This is a genomic window from Providencia sp. PROV269 (genome assembly GCF_028477785.1).
Classification (GTDB): Bacteria; Pseudomonadota; Gammaproteobacteria; order Enterobacterales; family Enterobacteriaceae; genus Providencia; species Providencia rettgeri.
Genome location: NZ_JAMPLV010000018.1, coordinates 118,662 through 135,251, shown reverse-complemented (window position 1 = coordinate 135,251; position 16,590 = coordinate 118,662). Strand labels below are relative to the sequence as shown.

The window sequence follows — 16,590 nt, the reverse complement described above, 5'->3', positions numbered from 1 at the left end:
TTTATTCTCAATAGTTCGGGGTAAAATCGGTCGCAATATCTAAAAAGCGACGTTCTAGCGCATCTTGCGTCATAAAACCGTAGGCTAACGGCTGGTAAGATTCGTTTTTCGGGTCAACCAAAAACAGGGCAGGAAAATGGGTGATTTGCATTTTCGCCACTTGCCCGTTGTCTGGCTTAGTATTTGGTAATTGCTGGCTGCGCTGACCATCCACCGATATCGGGATAAGCACAACCCCGTGTTGTTCAGCAAACTGCGCCACCACACTGGCTAACTGGTTATCTAACGGCTCACCGCCCCGATAGAATAAAAACAATCCGTACTGAGATGCTAACTGCGAAATAGCCTGTTTTTCTTTATTGCGTAATGTAGAAAGCTGCTGAGGCACCGTGCTGTTATAAAAGGAATGCTCCAAGTTGTAATCAAGTGCAGGATGTAGCAGCAGGGCTTTTTGCACAGAGCGTTCAAACTTTCCAGATTGATTGAGCCAATACCGCTGAAGTGCCACGAATTTCGCGGCATTCTCAGGAGTTGGTTGCATAATCGCAGTGTCTAACGCTTCTGCGGTTAGCTTTTGCATGACCTTTTTTTGTAAGGTCGGTGATAACGTCGAAAGCGGGATTTGCTCTGGCTCTGGCGGCTCTTTCTCTTCTTCGGGTTGCGGCTCGTTATACCAATGCCAACCGACAATAGGTTCATCCACATACGTTCGTGTTTCCGCCTGCTCGCCGTTATTAGCCAATACGCCTCCCGATATCACCAGACTGACGAGCGATATCAATACAATGCGTTTCATCCTTGTCCTCCTTGGCCTTGCAAGCCATTGGCGATTTGATTTTTCACACGGTCAATCAACTCTTGGTCAGCCGGAATATCGGTGCCCGATTCCAAATCGGAATAGAAATCCGCAAAGTTCAGTCGGTCAAAATTAATGGCCTGCAACTCATCGACGGTAATACCGCGACAATCACTGTTTTTGGCGCTACCAAAACCAATGCGCAACTGCCCGCCACGTCCTTGCTCTTGCACAATTTTGGCGAGCTTACTGTCAAACACGCAGTAGGCTTCTTTCTTCTGAAGACACACTCCGAGCACTTTGTTAGAGCAATAGGAACCAACATAAATAGTCAGATTGCGGCTTTTGGCTTTACCGAGGGCTTTTTCTTCACTGTCACAGTGCGCCAGTCCCACATCACTCCCCCAACCGCCACTTTTACAGCAGTTATTAAACCCCGCAGCCGCTTTACGACAGGTATAACGCTGGCCTGTAAAAGCCCTGACATTCACGTCATTGAGCTCTGCCACATCTTCCCCTGCAGCCGCCACCGCTGCTAATGCCGATACGGCTTTTTGGAAACTGTTCGCCTTGTCATTCTTGATTTGGTCACACTCCCCGCTGGCACAAATCAGTTCAACACCGCACATTTTCCCACCTCCCGTCAGCCCTTTTTCACAGGAAAACACCGCTTGCTCACGTAAACACGTACTGCCAACGGATTCAATACAGGTGGTTTTCACAATGGTACACGCAGGATTTTTCATGTAGTCACCGCAGCTGCCACTATCCGCCGACTGCTTGGCGTAATAATCGGTGTACTGCCAACACTCACTGTAAACATCGTACTTTTTACCACCCACCGTGACCGTTTTGATGCCCCCTTTTTCCGTACATTGGGTTTCTACTTTCACTTCTTCGGATTTATCAAACGGGCAATGTTCAACCCATTCAATTTTGGGCTTAACGGTTTTAATTTTGACCAGAACTCGCATAGTCAAAGTCAGCGTGGCTAATTTATCGGTGGTAAATGTCCGTACAATCGTATCTTCAATCGCAGCATTACACCCCGACCCTGAGCAAATGATATTACTCGCGACATTATTGCCTTCTTTCAACTCAATCCCGTTTGCATTCAACGTTTGTGTTGCGCTGTTTGTTAACCGCCATGACGTTTTCATAAATGTAACCGGACTATTCCAGAGGTAACGGCCACTACTCACCCATATCGCTAATGAGGCGCTTTGAACCGTTCCTGTTACGGGTGAAACAAAATGAAACGACCACCCCGCTCCGTTGCGGTAGTACTTAAACCCTGTTGGTGGAATAGTGATATTTTGGGTATCCCATCCGTCAATTTCTTCCCATGTAATTTTTGCAGTACGTGTACAGGCTAAACTGGCTGCAGGGATACGCTCACATTGGTGTGATGTGATTTCAGTTTTATCCAGCGTCACATCCTGACATGGGACGGTAATTTGCCCGCTTTCTGACCCCGCCTTTTCTCGCATATCAATGCCCGCTTTTAAGAACGGGGCGTCCAAATCCAACTTATCCGGCGGGCGATTTTTCATCACCTTCATCGTGGTTTGCCCCGCCTCCGTCTCATTCATCGCTTTCATGCCCGCATTTTCCAGCCCCGAGGCTGCGCCTGATGTCACCCCACCGTAATAGCCGCTCTCTGACGGATTGGCGGTATAGTTCGGAATGATATTGGCGGGGTTGGTGTTTTTTATCGTGTCTGTCCCTTTGTTTTTTAGGCCACTGGCAAATTCCGACCCCGCTTTGTAATCATTGGCCGCAAACCCCAGTGACAGAGCCCCCATACCACATAATGCAATCAATAACCGTTTCATTATCGTGCCCTCGATACCAGCCAATCCTGAGCAACCTGACGACAATCGCCACTGCTAGCAATCCGTTCAATGGCCGATATCAAACGGATATTGCCGTACATCACATCAAAGCCTTGTTCACAGCGCACGACCAGTGCAGGCACTTGTGTAACGTCATATTGGGCAAAGGTTTTCGGGTCGATTTGTACGCCACCCTCCCCACTGTCTTTGGTCAGTTCAAACACGGCACTGGCCGTTTTGCGAAAGTCATTGTCAATCAAGCCATTAATCAAGGTGGGGATACCAAGCTGCGTGGCTTCAGGCACCATCTGTTTGAGCCCTGCTTCGGGAATAGAAAACGATACAAAGTAGATAAAGGGGCTTTCCTGCTCAGTTTGTGCTTTAGCCGCATCGGCGGCGTGTTGCTGCGCTTGCTGCTGTTTGGCTAACAAGTTATCAATCCAGGCTTTATCCTTGGCCGAGATTTCCGGTGGCTTAAAGCCATCCGGCGGCAAAGACTGTTCAAGTAACGCCGCACTTTGGTCGCGCAGCTGTTCTAAAAACTGTTGGTCATCCGTTAAGGCATAACCAACTGGCGCAAGCAGCACGCTTGCGAATAAAAAGAAAACGGATTTCATGAAAAGGACCTCGTATTAGAGGAAAACGCAGTTACGTTTACGCCAGATGAGATAACCGAAGTTTTTACGACTGTTGGGTGAGGCATGCCCGGTTTGCCAGCGCATCACGGAACGACCAAAAGGGTGACATTGCGCGGTATCAGGGTACATATTCACCATTTGATAGCGATAACGGTCTTTCGGGATAATCGGCGACGGATAGGTGTAGCACACCTCCTGATTTTTCCCGACGCTGTTCATCACCAACCCTTGCCGATGTAACTTAAACGCCATGCGCTCAGACAGCAGAACCGAGGAAGCCTGCGGACTAAATTCATTCCCCGTATACCCCGTAAACGGATACATACTGCCTTGTGAACCGGCACACCAAAAGAGCGCATTTAAGGGCTTGCTGCCAATACTAGCAATCGCATCGGCAGCACACGCCCCTTGCGCGATAGGATTGGCAAACACAAACGCTTCAGGGGCAATAATTGACGACAACGAACTGTCATTCCACAGGGGGTCTAGCTCCGACAAATAGGCGATATCCATATCCCCGCGCTCTAAACAGCCTGCCGAGGTAATGATATTGAGCCAATAGGTCAGTGGGTATTTGTACCAATGCACATGGTAGAACGCCCCTTGAGTGGCAGGGTCATTTTGCGTACCTTTACCCCCGCCCATTTTACCGACATTGATGTTAAAGCCGCCCAAATTCACCATGCAATACGGTGAGCGGGTCACATCGGTCAGGGCAAATGGCTCCCAATAGCCAATCGCTAAACCAATGCGGTATAAAATCCCCATCGGGCAAATTTGTATCGGCATCGAGGGGTTTTCTGTATCCGGTGCCACACCTGGAAATACAGGCACATTGCCAATGGTCATCGGGAACAAACAATCCCAGCAAATATCGGTGATCGGGTTAACGAAATTCCCCTCACATAACGCATCGGCTTTAGCTGGCGTTGTCACTGTTACATAACCCAGTACACACACACTCAATAGCCAACGGGTAAATTTATTCATCGCCCCTCCTGCATCGCGGCTGAAACGATTTTGAGTTTGTCGCCCTCTTGCGTCACCACCGCCGGAATGTACTGAAGCCCGAGCTGACGACTTAAACTGCCCCCTTGGTCAAAGTACACGCGGGTATTGAGTGCCTGCGTCGCCTCTTTGATATTGCCGTTGGTTAAAATAACTTTATAATGCAAGGTCGCGGGCTGCTGTGTATTCATCCACGCGATTTGGCGCGGATCATCTGCATCTAAAAAGTACAGGGTTTGCCCGAGTGCCACGTGACTCAGCGGGTTTATTTTGTCGCCTTGACGGGCAAACATCACACCATTGTGGTCAGCATAATCCCCTTGAACCGTAAACGTCGGGTCGTACCACAGCGTATGTGCTTCCGTATCGGTACTGAGCCAATCCACAGGCGGTGGACGCAGGGTATTTTCAATCACACGATCTTTAAAATCTTGCTGCATCTGCGCAATTTCCCCTGTACCCTCCATTTGTTTTAACCGCCCCTGGATAAAGTCCAACATGCTTTGCTCTTGAACGGGATAGACATCCCCCCATACACCGAGATCTTTGGCAGTAACAAGGCAGGGTAAACAGAACAATACCGCTAACGTAGACTGTCGAATTCGCTTCATCTGCCCTCCCTTATTGCGCCAGTTTGTCGGCGATCGTGGCTTGAATATCGACCGTGATATCTTCTGCGCCCATCACCACCGCAGGCGTGACTAAAATCAGGGCCTGATGCGTCTGTTGGTACTCCGATAAACTGTCACTGAGCGCCATTTGAAAACGGTGAGTGGCATCGGCGATTTGTTGCTCACTCAGCGGATTTTCGGCGTTAAACTGCATGGCCATTTGTTGCTGATATTGGTTGACCGTGCCCGCCATGTCGAAAGTGACGGTAACGGGGGCAAGCCAGCGCACCACGAACACCGAAATACTGAAACTCAGGATCACCGCAATCACCATAAAAAAACTCATGGCCTTCAAGCAGGCTTTACGCCGACGGCTCGTGCCCCGTGCGGGCGTTTTTTGCGTGTTATCGACTAATGTCGTGTTTGACTCTGCCATTGGGATAAGGCCTCCATTTCTCTTGGGAATTTTTGTTGGGCTAAGGCTAATAAGGTGGCTTGCTGGGAAAGTCCCTGTGCTGCGGCATTTTCACGGAACTGGTAGTCTTTCCCATCGGTGGAAAACAAGGTGCGACTGATAGGATCAATCAACAAGCGGTGATAAGACACTTGTCCCGCCACTCGTAACATAAAGGCACTGAAGTGCGCCTCTTTTGCCGAAGGGAACCCTTCCACCACGGTACGTTCAAGCACATTGAACTGGTCAGGATTTTTCTGGTTATATTTACGGAAGGACTCCAAGTTTTGACGCAAGATAATTTTGTACGACGAGTTACTCCATGCGGCTTTCGCGGCCACACTCGCATCCTCACCATCGAAATCTTCAATCCCTTGAGAAATGGTAATGTAAGCACCACGATGTTTACGGGCGGTACGATAGCCCCCTTCAATAAAGTTACCGACAAAACTGTTTTCACTGTCGAGCAGTTTCCAACCTTCATCGATAATGGCGGCTTTTTTAATGTCCCGTGGGGATAAGTACATGCGCTGTTCAATAAAGATCATCATGGAAAACATGACGGCGGCTAACAAGTCAGGTTTATTTTGCAGACCGCCCATTTCCAGTACGGTAAACCGCACATTGTCATTAAGAGCAGGATTAGGGCTATTGAAATACTCCCCGTACAGCCCCTTAGTCGTGTATTTTTGTAATGAAACAACAATCTCGTGCATCTTATTACGCACAGAGTCAGCGTCTTCAAAAACACCGTGCTCTAATTGCCACGTTAAGTACTCTGAAATATCATCGATAAGCACCGCATTACCCTGACGTTTACTCGGTGCCGCCCCCTCCCAAACATCTTGAACCGCGTTCAACAAGATAGATTTAGAGGTGTCATCCATGTCCCCTGACGGATTGGCCAGCACCAATAGCAAGTCGCGAATGCTCTCCGCCGCCTCTTTGATATTGACGACCCCCGCAAACGGGTTGAATTTAAGGTCACGAGCATCCACGTAAACGCCCCCAACACTTTCACACAATCCTTTGTAGGATGCGCCCATATCCAAGACATAGGCCCAACCGCCACTGTCGAGAATTTGGCGAATAATGGCTTGCACTAAGAAGGACTTACCGCCCCCCGAGGTGCCACACACACCCATGTTGTAGTTATCGTTCCCAAGCCCCGAATCATCATCAAAGATATCGAGATAAGACAACTGGTTACGATACGAGGGAATAGGTAACCCACTGCGACAAATGCGGTTATCAGCAACCACAGGCAACAAGTTGGCTACATTGAAAGACTCTGCTCGCAGTGTGCCACTTGAGCGTTTCATGTCTCCCCATAAGCCCTCTTGCATGACAAACGGGAACAAGGCCATGTAGTTGCGCAACTGCATAAAACTGGGAGGAGTGAGCGTCAATCCATTACTGTTAAAGGTATTCATTAGGGCCATTTCAGCGTTTAGCGCTTTATCGTCATCGTCTTCACAAAACAACGTAATGCCATAACTGTAACGCGTGAGTGCTGATTGCCCTTTACTTAACCGTTCACGGATATCGGTCCACTCTTTCGCTTGTTGCTTCACACCTGGCACCCAACTGGAGAACTTGGATTCTGCACGTTTGTTAAAGGTTGCTGATTTGGTCATCGATTCATTTTGGGTTCGGACTAAATCTTCTACTTCCAACGTCAACGTAATAGCAAACGGGCATGACACGGAAGCCGCAGGGTCAAGTAAATTGCTGAGATTATCGCCCCCTTGCCAGAGTGCAAACCGCTGCGGATTTTTGGCTAGGCTGTAGTTAAGTATCCGCGTATGTGATTTTTTCCCCTTTTCATCCATTAAGCTCTGATACATGGCTTCGGGTTTCAGCTCCATCACGAACGAACGGTCAACACACTGCGCATTGAGTTCTTCATACGGTTCGATTTCATCGGAGGGCTCGGCAATATTGTGATGGCGAAAATTCACCATTTCCCGCACCAACTTGATTAAGCCTTTATCATCCAGTCGCTCCGAGCCGATACTGGCGCCGAGGAGAGATTGCTGCACCACACTCAAGGTTTGATTCAAATTTTGCAGCGTCAACGCATCCGCCCGTTTAACCGGTTCGGCATAGATGACAAACAGGCGATAGTTCCGCAGTGTTAATGGCAAGCCTTGCTTGTTGGCTAAACCATTCATCGCCCCGTTTTCATAATAAGCACGGGTAATGGCATTGAATTTTGATGCCAACCCCCCATCCCAGCTAAAGTCCTTGAGGCCATAATCCAACATGCCGCTGATGCATTTACTGCCGAGCAACAAAAAAGTGAGTGGGGTTTTGCGCGGCAATTTATTTCGCAAAAAATAATCCAGTGCATCGACAATTTTATCGTTCGCACCAATCAAGGGCGCACATTCCAACACAAAACCTGCCGTCTCTTTGTTAATAAAAAGCCCCGAGTCGGCATCATAATAGCGATAGGGTAAGATACTGCTAAAGGACGGATAGTCCATCTCTTCCAGCGCTTCATGGGCTTTTCGTGAGCCGTCGGGTTGTTTCCAGTTAGAGAGGAGTCCTTTGAATAAACTCTCCATAAAGGGGGATTCACCCGCATCCTTTGCATGGGGGTTGCCGAGTTGCTTCAACTTTTGCAAGAAGCCACGTTTTTGGGTCATTGTAACTGCTCCATCCACTGGCCCTCTTTCACGACAAAAGAGACGACAGCCGGTTGATAAAAGTTTTGCTCTTCATCAATCCACGGGGCTATCCACAACCGCGCGGTACTTGCGGGTAATCGCACTGGAGGCGCCATCCCAATATCGGCCCAACCCGACCATGTTTGGGTTGGCTGCGAAATCGGTGGCAGTGAATTGGCGGGGATCGACTTTTTTATTGGCACGGATGTCGATTCAAATGCCCCCAACGCGTTCACTGTCTGTGAGGAATCTCGATTATCCTGCATCGCAGTACGAACAGACTGTGCAGAAGACGCGGTTGTCACAACGGGTATGGTAGGCGTTGCCAACGGGGCTAACCGCTGCAGCTCGGCTCGCTTTTGGGATGTGCCCTCCTCATTAGAAGGATGCGCCCACGACACATTTTGCTGTGCCGCTTTTTGATTGGCTTCTTCCATCGTCATACAGCTGTCTTGCGCGGTGGCATTGCAATCAAAGGAATCTTTCATACCCGCAGTACAACCCGCGAGCAGGGTTAATACGCCTAAAATTAGGAGTTTTTTCATAAAATGAACCTTATAAATGAATGACAAAAAGAGGTGTTTTGTGGAGAAATAACGATGAATTTGTGTCGCCGCTTATTCAGTGACGAAAAAAATATTTTTATTCATAACCATTTAATTAAATACGGTTAATTAACGGATAATCATGTACTTTTTGAGACAAATGTGTTTGTAGGAATTTGAATTTAAACGAAAGACGTTACTTGATGATTTTATACCAAAGCCTAAACCCGTGAAATTTAACACCACCAAGGCTTCCAATAGTTGGAGGGATCTCATATTCCAAGGATTCGATATTAATGATATCGGTTATATTATTTTCATTTAGCCATTGGTTCATTTCATCATTCATTAGCCGTCGGTCACGCCTAACACTTTTTAAATTAGAAATAATAACCCCATCTATCGTAAAATCTTTAAACTGTATATCCATTATTAATCCTGTTGATAATTTGAGAAAACGACCCCGAAGGTTGAAATAAATTTAATCCCTCTCTTCGCTTTGTGTAGAAGTGCTAAGCGCCTCTACAGAATGCCAAATTGCATAGGCAACGTCATTTTCAACTATTACAAGGCCTTGATGAGCACAGCCTGAGCAGGTAATTTTATCTTTTTCAAATAGGAAATCTTCTGAGCCAAACTCGGTTTCGACAATACTGTTCTCACTGCCGCATACCACGCAGCGCCCTAGCCAGTTAATCTTTACCTTTCGTTTCATATTAACTTTTAATTTAGCTTATTCATCTGAACATTGCTGTTCTGGTAGGCTTCAATGGCTTCTTTGTAATCACTAACCGTCACATTTTCAATCACATCACCACACTTGAGTTTATTGGTGTTTGACTGAAATATCCCATTATCAATGTTGGTTTCAATGAGTTGGCATTGTGTTGAGTAATATTCGCCTAGTTCCAAGTATTTTCTCTGTACTCGCTCATCAGAAATTGCCCCTCCTCCGAATAATATTAAGACCACACAAAATATCGTCCAAAAATAACTAAACTGATGATACCCCTTACGAGAACACACCATCGCCATCACAAAACAAAAACCTGCCGCGATAAAAAGCCCGATTGTAAAACTAGACATATCAATGCACCTCTACTCACTCTATTATTTTATGGTTTCAAAGTTACGATTTTCGACAACACGAGGCACTTCTTTGTTGAGGATTTTAAGAAGCAGCACCGAACGCGCTTCGCCATCAGGTTCACTGTAAATCGCGCGCACACCTTGAAAGATACCGTCATAAATGACCACTTCATCTCCTTTTTGCGGTAGCTGCTCACTCACCTCTTTCATAAAATTTGGCACCATCAGAGTCGCAATGATTTCATCGGGCACCACCACAGGCAGTTTGCCAAAGCGTACAAAGTAGCTCACACCCCGTGTTGAGTTAATGGTCGAAAAATGGATGACTTTATAATCGAACTTCACAAATAAATAATTGGGGAATAAGGGCTCCATCACTTTGCGTCTCCGATTTCGCACCATTTTCTCCGCCTCATAACGCGGGGAAAAACTATTCACACCTTGGCGTTCAAGATGTTCAATCGCTCGTAAATCTTGCCCTGTTTTGCAATACAATAAATACCATTTATCCATCTGTTCATTCACTTTTGTTGAGAGTCGTTATTTAAGATTTGAGTCACCCAAGCACTCAAACCGGTATAGATAGCGAGAAAAAGCAATCCATCCCAACTGATGTCGGTACACACCAATATCACCGCAGGTGAAATGATGAGCCCCATAAGAAGGACCGCTTTTAATCGCGTTTTAGGGTTGTTTTTTGTGGGTAGTGTTAACATGATTGCTCCTTAAGATTGCCCTGGTGTTGGCGATAAGGAGGCGTGAAAGACGTTATTGTTGTGTTGGGTATTGCGGGTAATTTGTCGATGGCACCGCATCCCCGAGTAAAATTTCTTGCAACGCTTGTTTCGTCACCGTAATGCCTTGATTAAGCGTTTGCTGAACAGGCTCAGCTACAGCATCTTTGCTTATCTTTTTGCGCATCTGTTCAATAAATTCCAACTGGAAGCCTTCTTGGAAAACGACCGTGATTTCAATTCCAGCACCAATCGGGATCACCGGATGATATTGCTCAGCACGTTTAATGAAGTATTCCGACAACATTTTTCCGGATTGTTGAACACCGCCCCCGACTCCGCCTCGCATCACATCTGCCATCGTGGTCGTACTACTAGCCCCGATACCAACGGTTTCGCTCCCCACTTTGGAAAAGCCTGAGCCGACTGCTTCGATAAATCCGCCACCAAAGGCATAACCGACTAGCTCACCATTTCGGATAACCGGTTCCCCCTTAATCCCATTTTTCCCCATAAAGGAAACATGACCTTTAAAGGGCATATCAATCGTATGGCCAAACAGCTTACAAGACAGACGGTCAGTACGAACAAGCCCGCGCTCACTGGAAATATCGCCATACACCCCCGCCGTCACCGCACACCCACTTAAATCATACTCTTCGTTATTTGGCATAATCAGCTTGCCTGTTAACCTAAACTGCATGGGCGAGGGATTACTGTTCCCCGTCACGGACGCATTGGCATCTGCGCCTTCAATCACCATCGCTTTGGCAAAACTCCCTGACGGGATATAGGGTAAAGCAGGTAAGTTGTTATCCACCTTGTCCTCTTCATACTCGATAGTCATCGAATGCAAGCCTTGCTTTAATGCTGGATTTACATTGATTTGAGGCTGACCGACGGGGTATTGCCCGCCTTGATAAAATGCTGTTGGCGGTGGGATAATCGGCTGACTGGCTTGGCCATTGGGTATCGGTATCGTGCCAACAGGCAGCGTTTGAGGTTGAGGTAAGGTATTGTCGCCATGGATCAACCCATTACTCACCTCATTCAGCTGGTCTTGCAACGTCGTTAAGTCTTTATCTTGTTGCTCAATTTTGTCGCGATACGCTTTATTTTCCTGCTCTAAACGTTCGATTCGGGCGTTCACGCTTTTCATTTGCTTGTCCACTTGTGATGCGGTGGATTGCAAATCCGCCATAGCCGCTTGCCCGACTTTACGGTCAAAGGTGGAAGAGACAACCCCTGTCATATTGGGGACAGGCTTTTGTACCGTTTGTTTGGTTTTAGGTTTTGAGGGTTTGCTGAACCACCATGCAACCCCACCAATGGCACTGGCTCCTAACGCGACCATTAAAAAAACCACGAGTTGTTTACGACGCGTTTTCACATTTAAATTAGCCATGTGTCACCTCATTACTCACCGTTAACCACACGGTTGCGGTCGCACCCGGTAACACCTGTTCGCTATAAGGCGAAATCAATACCGCCCTTACCCCCTGCGCATTAAACAATCGCTCAGTGATCGGTTTAGCGTTGGCCGTGGTATTATGTACCGCCAGTTTGTATACCCGAACTTCGCCGCCATTCCACATTTCATCCGCAGACACCACATACCCCGACGGTAATGACAAGGTTGGCGTAACGGTGACGGGTGCTTTAGCAAAACCTTGCGGGACTTCGCCGTTGAGTAATGCTTTATGCAGTCCAATCAGCATTTGGGGATAAGGCAGAGAACGCTCCCATTGCTTGGCGGCTGGCCGCTTCGCTGGGACTGACGACACCAACTGCAACACGCGACCATCCCGTTTTTGCGGAACCGCCACTACTGACACGGTCAAACCGCCTGCGGTACGGACATAAAAGGTAAACGGTTTAGTTTGCGTGGTCATCAACACTACCCCGCCACTGAGCTTCCCTGTTGCCCCTTTTTGGTTGCCATTAATAAACATGCCTTGCGCGCTATCAATCGCGACAATCCGGTCGCCTGGCACCACCAACATATTCGGTTCACTGTTACTAAAGGCCACACGCACTTGCGAATCAGGCGAGACAGGAATTTGCACAGGTAAAGTTGCAGCGGGCTCCGCTAAACTGAAGGCAGAAAAGAGGCCCAAACTCAGGGCCAATAACGCCAGTTGACTTAACTTACTTTTTCTTCTTTTCATCGACTTGTACCTCAAAGCCCCCTATTGTCGTGAGCCCATTTGCGTACTTCAGAGTTAATCGTAATGTCACCCGTTCAGGTAGCGATTTACGGTTGCCAATCCACGTTTGGATATCCCCGTGAATATCGACAATGCCAGAATTGGGATACACATCCATTCCGGACAAATAAAAGGCACTGGTGACATTGTTTTCAATGATTTGTTTCGCTTCTTCAGCCAAAATCTCTTGCATCTGCGGTCGCTGACTATTATCAAAAAATCGTAATAAGGCTTTGTGATTAGCTTTAACCGATTCTGGTGATACGTTGTAACGCAAGAAAATCAGCGACTGTGCGGTTTGTTCGAGGTAGTTGGCATCCGCATGCGAACGACTTAAGGTAAACGGGGTTTCAAAGAACTGCGGGATATAGGTCATTTCACGGCTATCAATTAAAGTGGCAATATTCGACCACGCCAGAATATTCCCTGTAATGCTTCCTCCTAATAAGCAAACTAATATAATGAAAATGAGTGATGTGAATTTGTGGGCAGATTTGGCTGCGCTCAGTTTCACCGTGACCTCCTGTTATTTTAACCAGAGCCTGAACGCGGAGTCGGGAAGTCGTTTGTACATTCCCTGAAAACAGAAGGAAGGCAAATACCAGTAACACGCATTAATCAGCCAATCTGTTCCCCTCCCTTTTTTGAAATACCTCAGTGCAAACCAGAGCAAAACGCCAATGACAACCCCTGCAATATATTGCTTGTCCATAACCCCCCAACATAACGGGAGGGCAATGGCACAGGTTTCATCGAGAGGTAAACCTATTGGACGACTTTGCTCTGTCAGCGTCTGAGGAAAGATGAATCGCTTAGCGCGCTCTTCTTCCATTACGCTGTTCCTTCAATACCTAATTACGTATCTTATGGTGTCACGCCGGGAGCACGAGCTTTAATAATGGCAAAGATAATACCGGTGATCACAAAGAACACAGGGATCAACACGAATGTCGCTGGGTTGTGATTACGCAGATACATTAAGAATACCAGCACCACTTCCGCTAACATAAAGTAGTAAATCAGTGTCGAATCCGCACCAAAACTGGCTTCTGCATCTTCACGACCCGCCGCCATTAAGTCATCAGCAGCCATTGCCCCTTTAGAGACTAAAAATGCCATCATCGGTACACCAATAAAACGGAATAAAGTTTTCCCCATTTTAAAGTTCACCGCATCAATAGTACGTTTAATTAATCCCTTCTTACGGGCTGGCGTATTTTCGATAGTCAGTTGTGACATAGCAATTTCCTTGTTAATAGTTGTTTCATTATTTTTCAAAATAAACTCTTAAAGAGTATTTAATAACAATTGAGCCTTTAGCTCGCTTTATTTCCGACTTAATTAATAAGTAAATAACACTTAATCTAAGTAAGAAATAAAGCGTGATATTGTCTCAATCTTTGGGCAAAGCTACCGCCATCGGAGTACAATGCCAATTTTTAGGCAAAGCAACCCCGTTGCTGTGTGTAATCAACAAAACGAAAAATTAAATAAAGAAGTAAATTAGTATTTATTTAATAGCTCTTGATAATTCCCTTCTAAAATTTTAATTAATCTTAAGTGGTCAGACAATCGCAATACAGCTTCGATTTTTTTAGAACGTCTTGCACGCTTAGCAGACTCTGTTAATAAACGATTAGTTTCAGCACTTATCGGTACACTTATTGTGACAGATTTATATTTTTTTTCTTTCATAGGAACCTCATTCTTTGTAATCATGAAACTATCATATATAAAAAAATTCATCTGTAAATTACCCGACTCGGGGGGTATCCTAGTGATATTTTTCTACAATAGACAATGGAACAAAACAATCCCAATTAAGTCGGAAGGCAATATCTGATAATAAGTATCGATTAAAAACACTCAATCTACTCGCACCGAGTATCCTACTAACATGTGCTTTTATAGTATCATGGCTTCTTTCCATTATTTTAGCCACTTCTGGATTGGTTAACCCATGAATAACAAGCCATGCGACAATCCATTCTGTACTTGTTAATAATTCTAAGGGATTTATATCTTTTAACCTTTTTATTGATGAATCCAAATCTAATTGATTATAAAAGCTATCTCGTCTTATAGATAATTCAGAATTAAAAACTCTAAACTTAATATTTGTATTCTCCATAACATTATATATTTTTAATCTTACAATTTCATTATTACTAGAAAAAATAAATTCAGTAACCTCCATTGCAATTGCAATCGGATATAACTGATGCTTTACTAACTCGATAGATGAAATACTAAAATTCTTTTCTTTATTAGTTACTTTTAACGAATTAAGAATTGAGTGAATTTTTTCAGGAGAGCTGCACGATAAAACTTGACTATCATGGTCAAGAATCATCCAAAAGTATACATTGTTTAAAAAATCAGGTAGGTTTTCTCGAAAAACAGCTTGTTTTATTGCGTCGAGATCAATAGGATCATGAGTAGACATGTAACCGTTTCCTTAAGACATGGGTTATGTGTTTAGCTCAATAAGGGAGTTACAGCTCCTTTATTGGGCGATTCTTAAATTTTTAACTCGCTAATTATTTAGCTTAGGTTAAGATTAACTTTATTTTCATTTCAAATCAATTATAAATTTAAATTAATGTGACATATATTTATAATTTCAAATCTCAATCACTAAAACCTACTTAATAAGTAAAACCTTACTTTTACTCCCCCAAGAAACATCCTTTTAATTCTCTGGGAAAAACTGATTTATTAGCATTTCAGTCTCCCGCTTCATTTCAGAGATCCCCTCTCTAAAGTCATAACGGCTATCTTCTTTTATTTCAGTTAAATTAAATAGCATCTGAAAAATCATTTGAATGCACTGACGTGTTTTTGCTGAATCTTCTAACATTTGTTTTTTATAGAGCTCTTCCCATGTCATACCATTATCATCAGATTCATCTGACTTCTTTTTTAAATTCATTGTTACCCGAACACCAATATCAAGCATTTCAGAACAGACGCTCGACATATTTGCATCCGCATGGTTTGCACCATCAGCTCGCCGTTCATCAACAATCGCTCTAATTGCATCATAAACTTTTTGTGACATATATACGTTTTGTCTTGCCATTTATTTAACCTATAAATTAAAGTGCTAATTAAGTGCCTAGTTTAATTTATAGTATCACAGAAACAGGGCTTTAAAAGTGCTAAATACTAGATTAATAAGCACTATTAAAGTGCTAACAACTAAGCACCCATAAAGCACTGCTCATTATAACTAACTGTTTTAATAGACTTAGCCACAAGATAGCCACAATGCAGCACTAATCCAGCCATATTTCAGCACTCTTTTAGCACTTAAAATGAATAATTTTAAATTTTCCACCCATTTATTTTTTAGTTAACACCATGATTTACCGATAAATTCTTGCAAAATAAAATTTTGCGTAGGGTGTGATGTCTTTCTTTCAGAGGAGCGTATTTATTGCTCCTCGTTTCTTTTGGCTAGCATTAAAATAGTGCTTTATTTTTTAATTAAAATGGGTGATTCTGAGTTAAGAGTATTTATTATTTTATGGGGTTTTATATGCGAATGATCTTTATTCTCATTGCGTTAATTTTCTCACCTTTTTCATTTTCGTTTGATTGCTATGATAAAGCAGGAAAAGATTATAAAATTGACCCTGATTTATTACGCGCGGTTGCATTTCGTGAAAGTTCATTCCAACCGAATGCAATTAATTAAGCATCATCGACACGATACGCGATTGGATTAATGCAAATTCATTCGCAAAACTTTAATGAATTAGCCCAGTATGGCATTACAGAAAATCATTTAAGGAAAGACCCCTGCATGAATATTTATACGGGTGCATTTTATTTCGCGAAATTTATTCGCATACAAGGGGATATTTGGAAAGGCGTAGGTGCATATAATGCGGGGTTAAAAAAATCCGAGGCTCAAGAACAAAAAAGAAATCAATACGCGCTTGAGGTCTATCACATTTATCTTAACATTAAAAAAAATAACTAAACTTATTCCTTTT

The 16,590-nt window shown here is 44.6% G+C and carries 21 protein-coding genes and 1 pseudogene; 1 reads left to right on the top strand and 21 read right to left on the bottom strand.

What is annotated here, in order from left to right:
- Positions 1–7: 7 nt before the first annotated feature.
- From traF to PR683_RS18455, 21 genes are all read right to left on the bottom strand, one after another.
- Entirely contained in the window at positions 8–796 is a 789-nt protein-coding gene (traF, locus tag PR683_RS18555) for a type-F conjugative transfer system pilin assembly protein TraF (RefSeq protein ID WP_228367767.1), read from the bottom strand.
- On the bottom strand, positions 793–2,631 hold the full coding sequence (locus PR683_RS18550; protein WP_228367766.1) for a conjugal transfer protein TraN: 1,839 nt from the start codon (positions 2,629–2,631) through the stop codon (positions 793–795). Before PR683_RS18550 ends, traF begins: the two co-directional genes overlap by 4 nt.
- Positions 2,631–3,248: a type-F conjugative transfer system pilin assembly protein TrbC gene (gene trbC, locus PR683_RS18545; protein WP_228367765.1), complete on the bottom strand. Its 618-nt coding sequence runs from the start codon at positions 3,246–3,248 to the stop codon at positions 2,631–2,633. Before trbC ends, PR683_RS18550 begins: the two co-directional genes overlap by 1 nt.
- A gap of 15 nt (positions 3,249–3,263) precedes the next feature.
- Complete coding sequence (gene traU, locus PR683_RS18540) at positions 3,264–4,259, bottom strand: conjugal transfer pilus assembly protein TraU (RefSeq protein ID WP_123382828.1); 996 nt, start codon at positions 4,257–4,259, stop codon at positions 3,264–3,266.
- Positions 4,256–4,888 (bottom strand): type-F conjugative transfer system protein TraW, encoded by a 633-nt coding sequence (traW, locus tag PR683_RS18535; RefSeq protein WP_228367764.1) that lies wholly within the window; start codon positions 4,886–4,888, stop codon positions 4,256–4,258. Before traW ends, traU begins: the two co-directional genes overlap by 4 nt.
- Positions 4,889–4,898: 10 nt before the next feature.
- Positions 4,899–5,324 (bottom strand): type-F conjugative transfer system protein TrbI, encoded by a 426-nt coding sequence (trbI, locus tag PR683_RS18530; RefSeq protein WP_228367763.1) that lies wholly within the window; start codon positions 5,322–5,324, stop codon positions 4,899–4,901.
- A complete protein-coding gene (gene traC / locus PR683_RS18525) occupies positions 5,300–7,912 on the bottom strand; it encodes a type IV secretion system protein TraC (RefSeq protein WP_272526676.1) in 2,613 nt (870 codons plus the stop codon). The genes trbI and traC overlap by 25 nt, the downstream gene beginning before the upstream one ends.
- A gap of 77 nt (positions 7,913–7,989) precedes the next feature.
- On the bottom strand, positions 7,990–8,559 hold the full coding sequence (gene traV, locus PR683_RS18520) for a type IV conjugative transfer system lipoprotein TraV (RefSeq protein WP_272581932.1): 570 nt from the start codon (positions 8,557–8,559) through the stop codon (positions 7,990–7,992).
- A gap of 196 nt (positions 8,560–8,755) precedes the next feature.
- Positions 8,756–8,989 (bottom strand): hypothetical protein, encoded by a 234-nt coding sequence (locus PR683_RS18515; protein WP_071548962.1) that lies wholly within the window; start codon positions 8,987–8,989, stop codon positions 8,756–8,758.
- 51 nt (positions 8,990–9,040) lie between these two features.
- Positions 9,041–9,274 (bottom strand): hypothetical protein, encoded by a 234-nt coding sequence (locus PR683_RS18510; RefSeq protein WP_272526642.1) that lies wholly within the window; start codon positions 9,272–9,274, stop codon positions 9,041–9,043.
- An 8-nt stretch (positions 9,275–9,282) separates the two neighbouring features.
- A complete protein-coding gene (locus PR683_RS18505; RefSeq protein WP_272526643.1) occupies positions 9,283–9,645 on the bottom strand; it encodes a hypothetical protein in 363 nt (120 codons plus the stop codon).
- Positions 9,646–9,669: 24 nt separating this feature from the next.
- Positions 9,670–10,161, bottom strand: a complete 492-nt coding sequence (rfaH, locus tag PR683_RS18500; RefSeq protein ID WP_272526644.1) for a transcription/translation regulatory transformer protein RfaH — start codon at positions 10,159–10,161, stop codon at positions 9,670–9,672.
- 8 nt (positions 10,162–10,169) lie between these two features.
- On the bottom strand, positions 10,170–10,364 hold the full coding sequence (locus tag PR683_RS18495) for a hypothetical protein (protein ID WP_272526645.1): 195 nt from the start codon (positions 10,362–10,364) through the stop codon (positions 10,170–10,172).
- A gap of 52 nt (positions 10,365–10,416) precedes the next feature.
- Positions 10,417–11,787: a TrbI/VirB10 family protein gene (locus tag PR683_RS18490; protein WP_272581931.1), complete on the bottom strand. Its 1,371-nt coding sequence runs from the start codon at positions 11,785–11,787 to the stop codon at positions 10,417–10,419.
- Positions 11,780–12,499 carry a type-F conjugative transfer system secretin TraK gene (gene traK / locus PR683_RS18485; protein ID WP_272581930.1) on the bottom strand — a complete coding sequence of 240 codons (720 nt, stop codon included), beginning with the start codon at positions 12,497–12,499 and terminating at the stop codon, positions 11,780–11,782. The genes PR683_RS18490 and traK overlap by 8 nt, the downstream gene beginning before the upstream one ends.
- A gap of 31 nt (positions 12,500–12,530) precedes the next feature.
- Positions 12,531–13,103, bottom strand: coding sequence for a type IV conjugative transfer system protein TraE (gene traE, locus PR683_RS18480; RefSeq protein ID WP_094962780.1), 573 nt, complete (start codon positions 13,101–13,103; stop codon positions 12,531–12,533).
- Between the two features lie 12 nt (positions 13,104–13,115).
- Positions 13,116–13,421, bottom strand: coding sequence for a type IV conjugative transfer system protein TraL (traL, locus tag PR683_RS18475; protein WP_228367750.1), 306 nt, complete (start codon positions 13,419–13,421; stop codon positions 13,116–13,118).
- Positions 13,422–13,453: 32 nt separating this feature from the next.
- Positions 13,454–13,828, bottom strand: coding sequence for a type IV conjugative transfer system pilin TraA (locus PR683_RS18470; protein WP_228367749.1), 375 nt, complete (start codon positions 13,826–13,828; stop codon positions 13,454–13,456).
- Between the two features lie 264 nt (positions 13,829–14,092).
- On the bottom strand, positions 14,093–14,284 hold the full coding sequence (locus PR683_RS18465; protein ID WP_228367748.1) for a TraY domain-containing protein: 192 nt from the start codon (positions 14,282–14,284) through the stop codon (positions 14,093–14,095).
- A gap of 79 nt (positions 14,285–14,363) precedes the next feature.
- Positions 14,364–15,035 carry a response regulator transcription factor gene (locus PR683_RS18460; RefSeq protein WP_228367747.1) on the bottom strand — a complete coding sequence of 224 codons (672 nt, stop codon included), beginning with the start codon at positions 15,033–15,035 and terminating at the stop codon, positions 14,364–14,366.
- A 246-nt stretch (positions 15,036–15,281) separates the two neighbouring features.
- The gene (locus PR683_RS18455) at positions 15,282–15,671 is read right to left on the bottom strand and encodes a relaxosome protein TraM (protein ID WP_228367746.1); all 390 of its coding nucleotides are present in this window, start codon (positions 15,669–15,671) and stop codon (positions 15,282–15,284) included.
- Positions 15,672–16,118: 447 nt separating this feature from the next.
- Between PR683_RS18455 and PR683_RS20450 the strand changes: the two are divergent.
- Positions 16,119–16,577, top strand: a pseudogene (locus PR683_RS20450) (transglycosylase SLT domain-containing protein).
- Positions 16,578–16,590 lie beyond the last annotated feature (13 nt).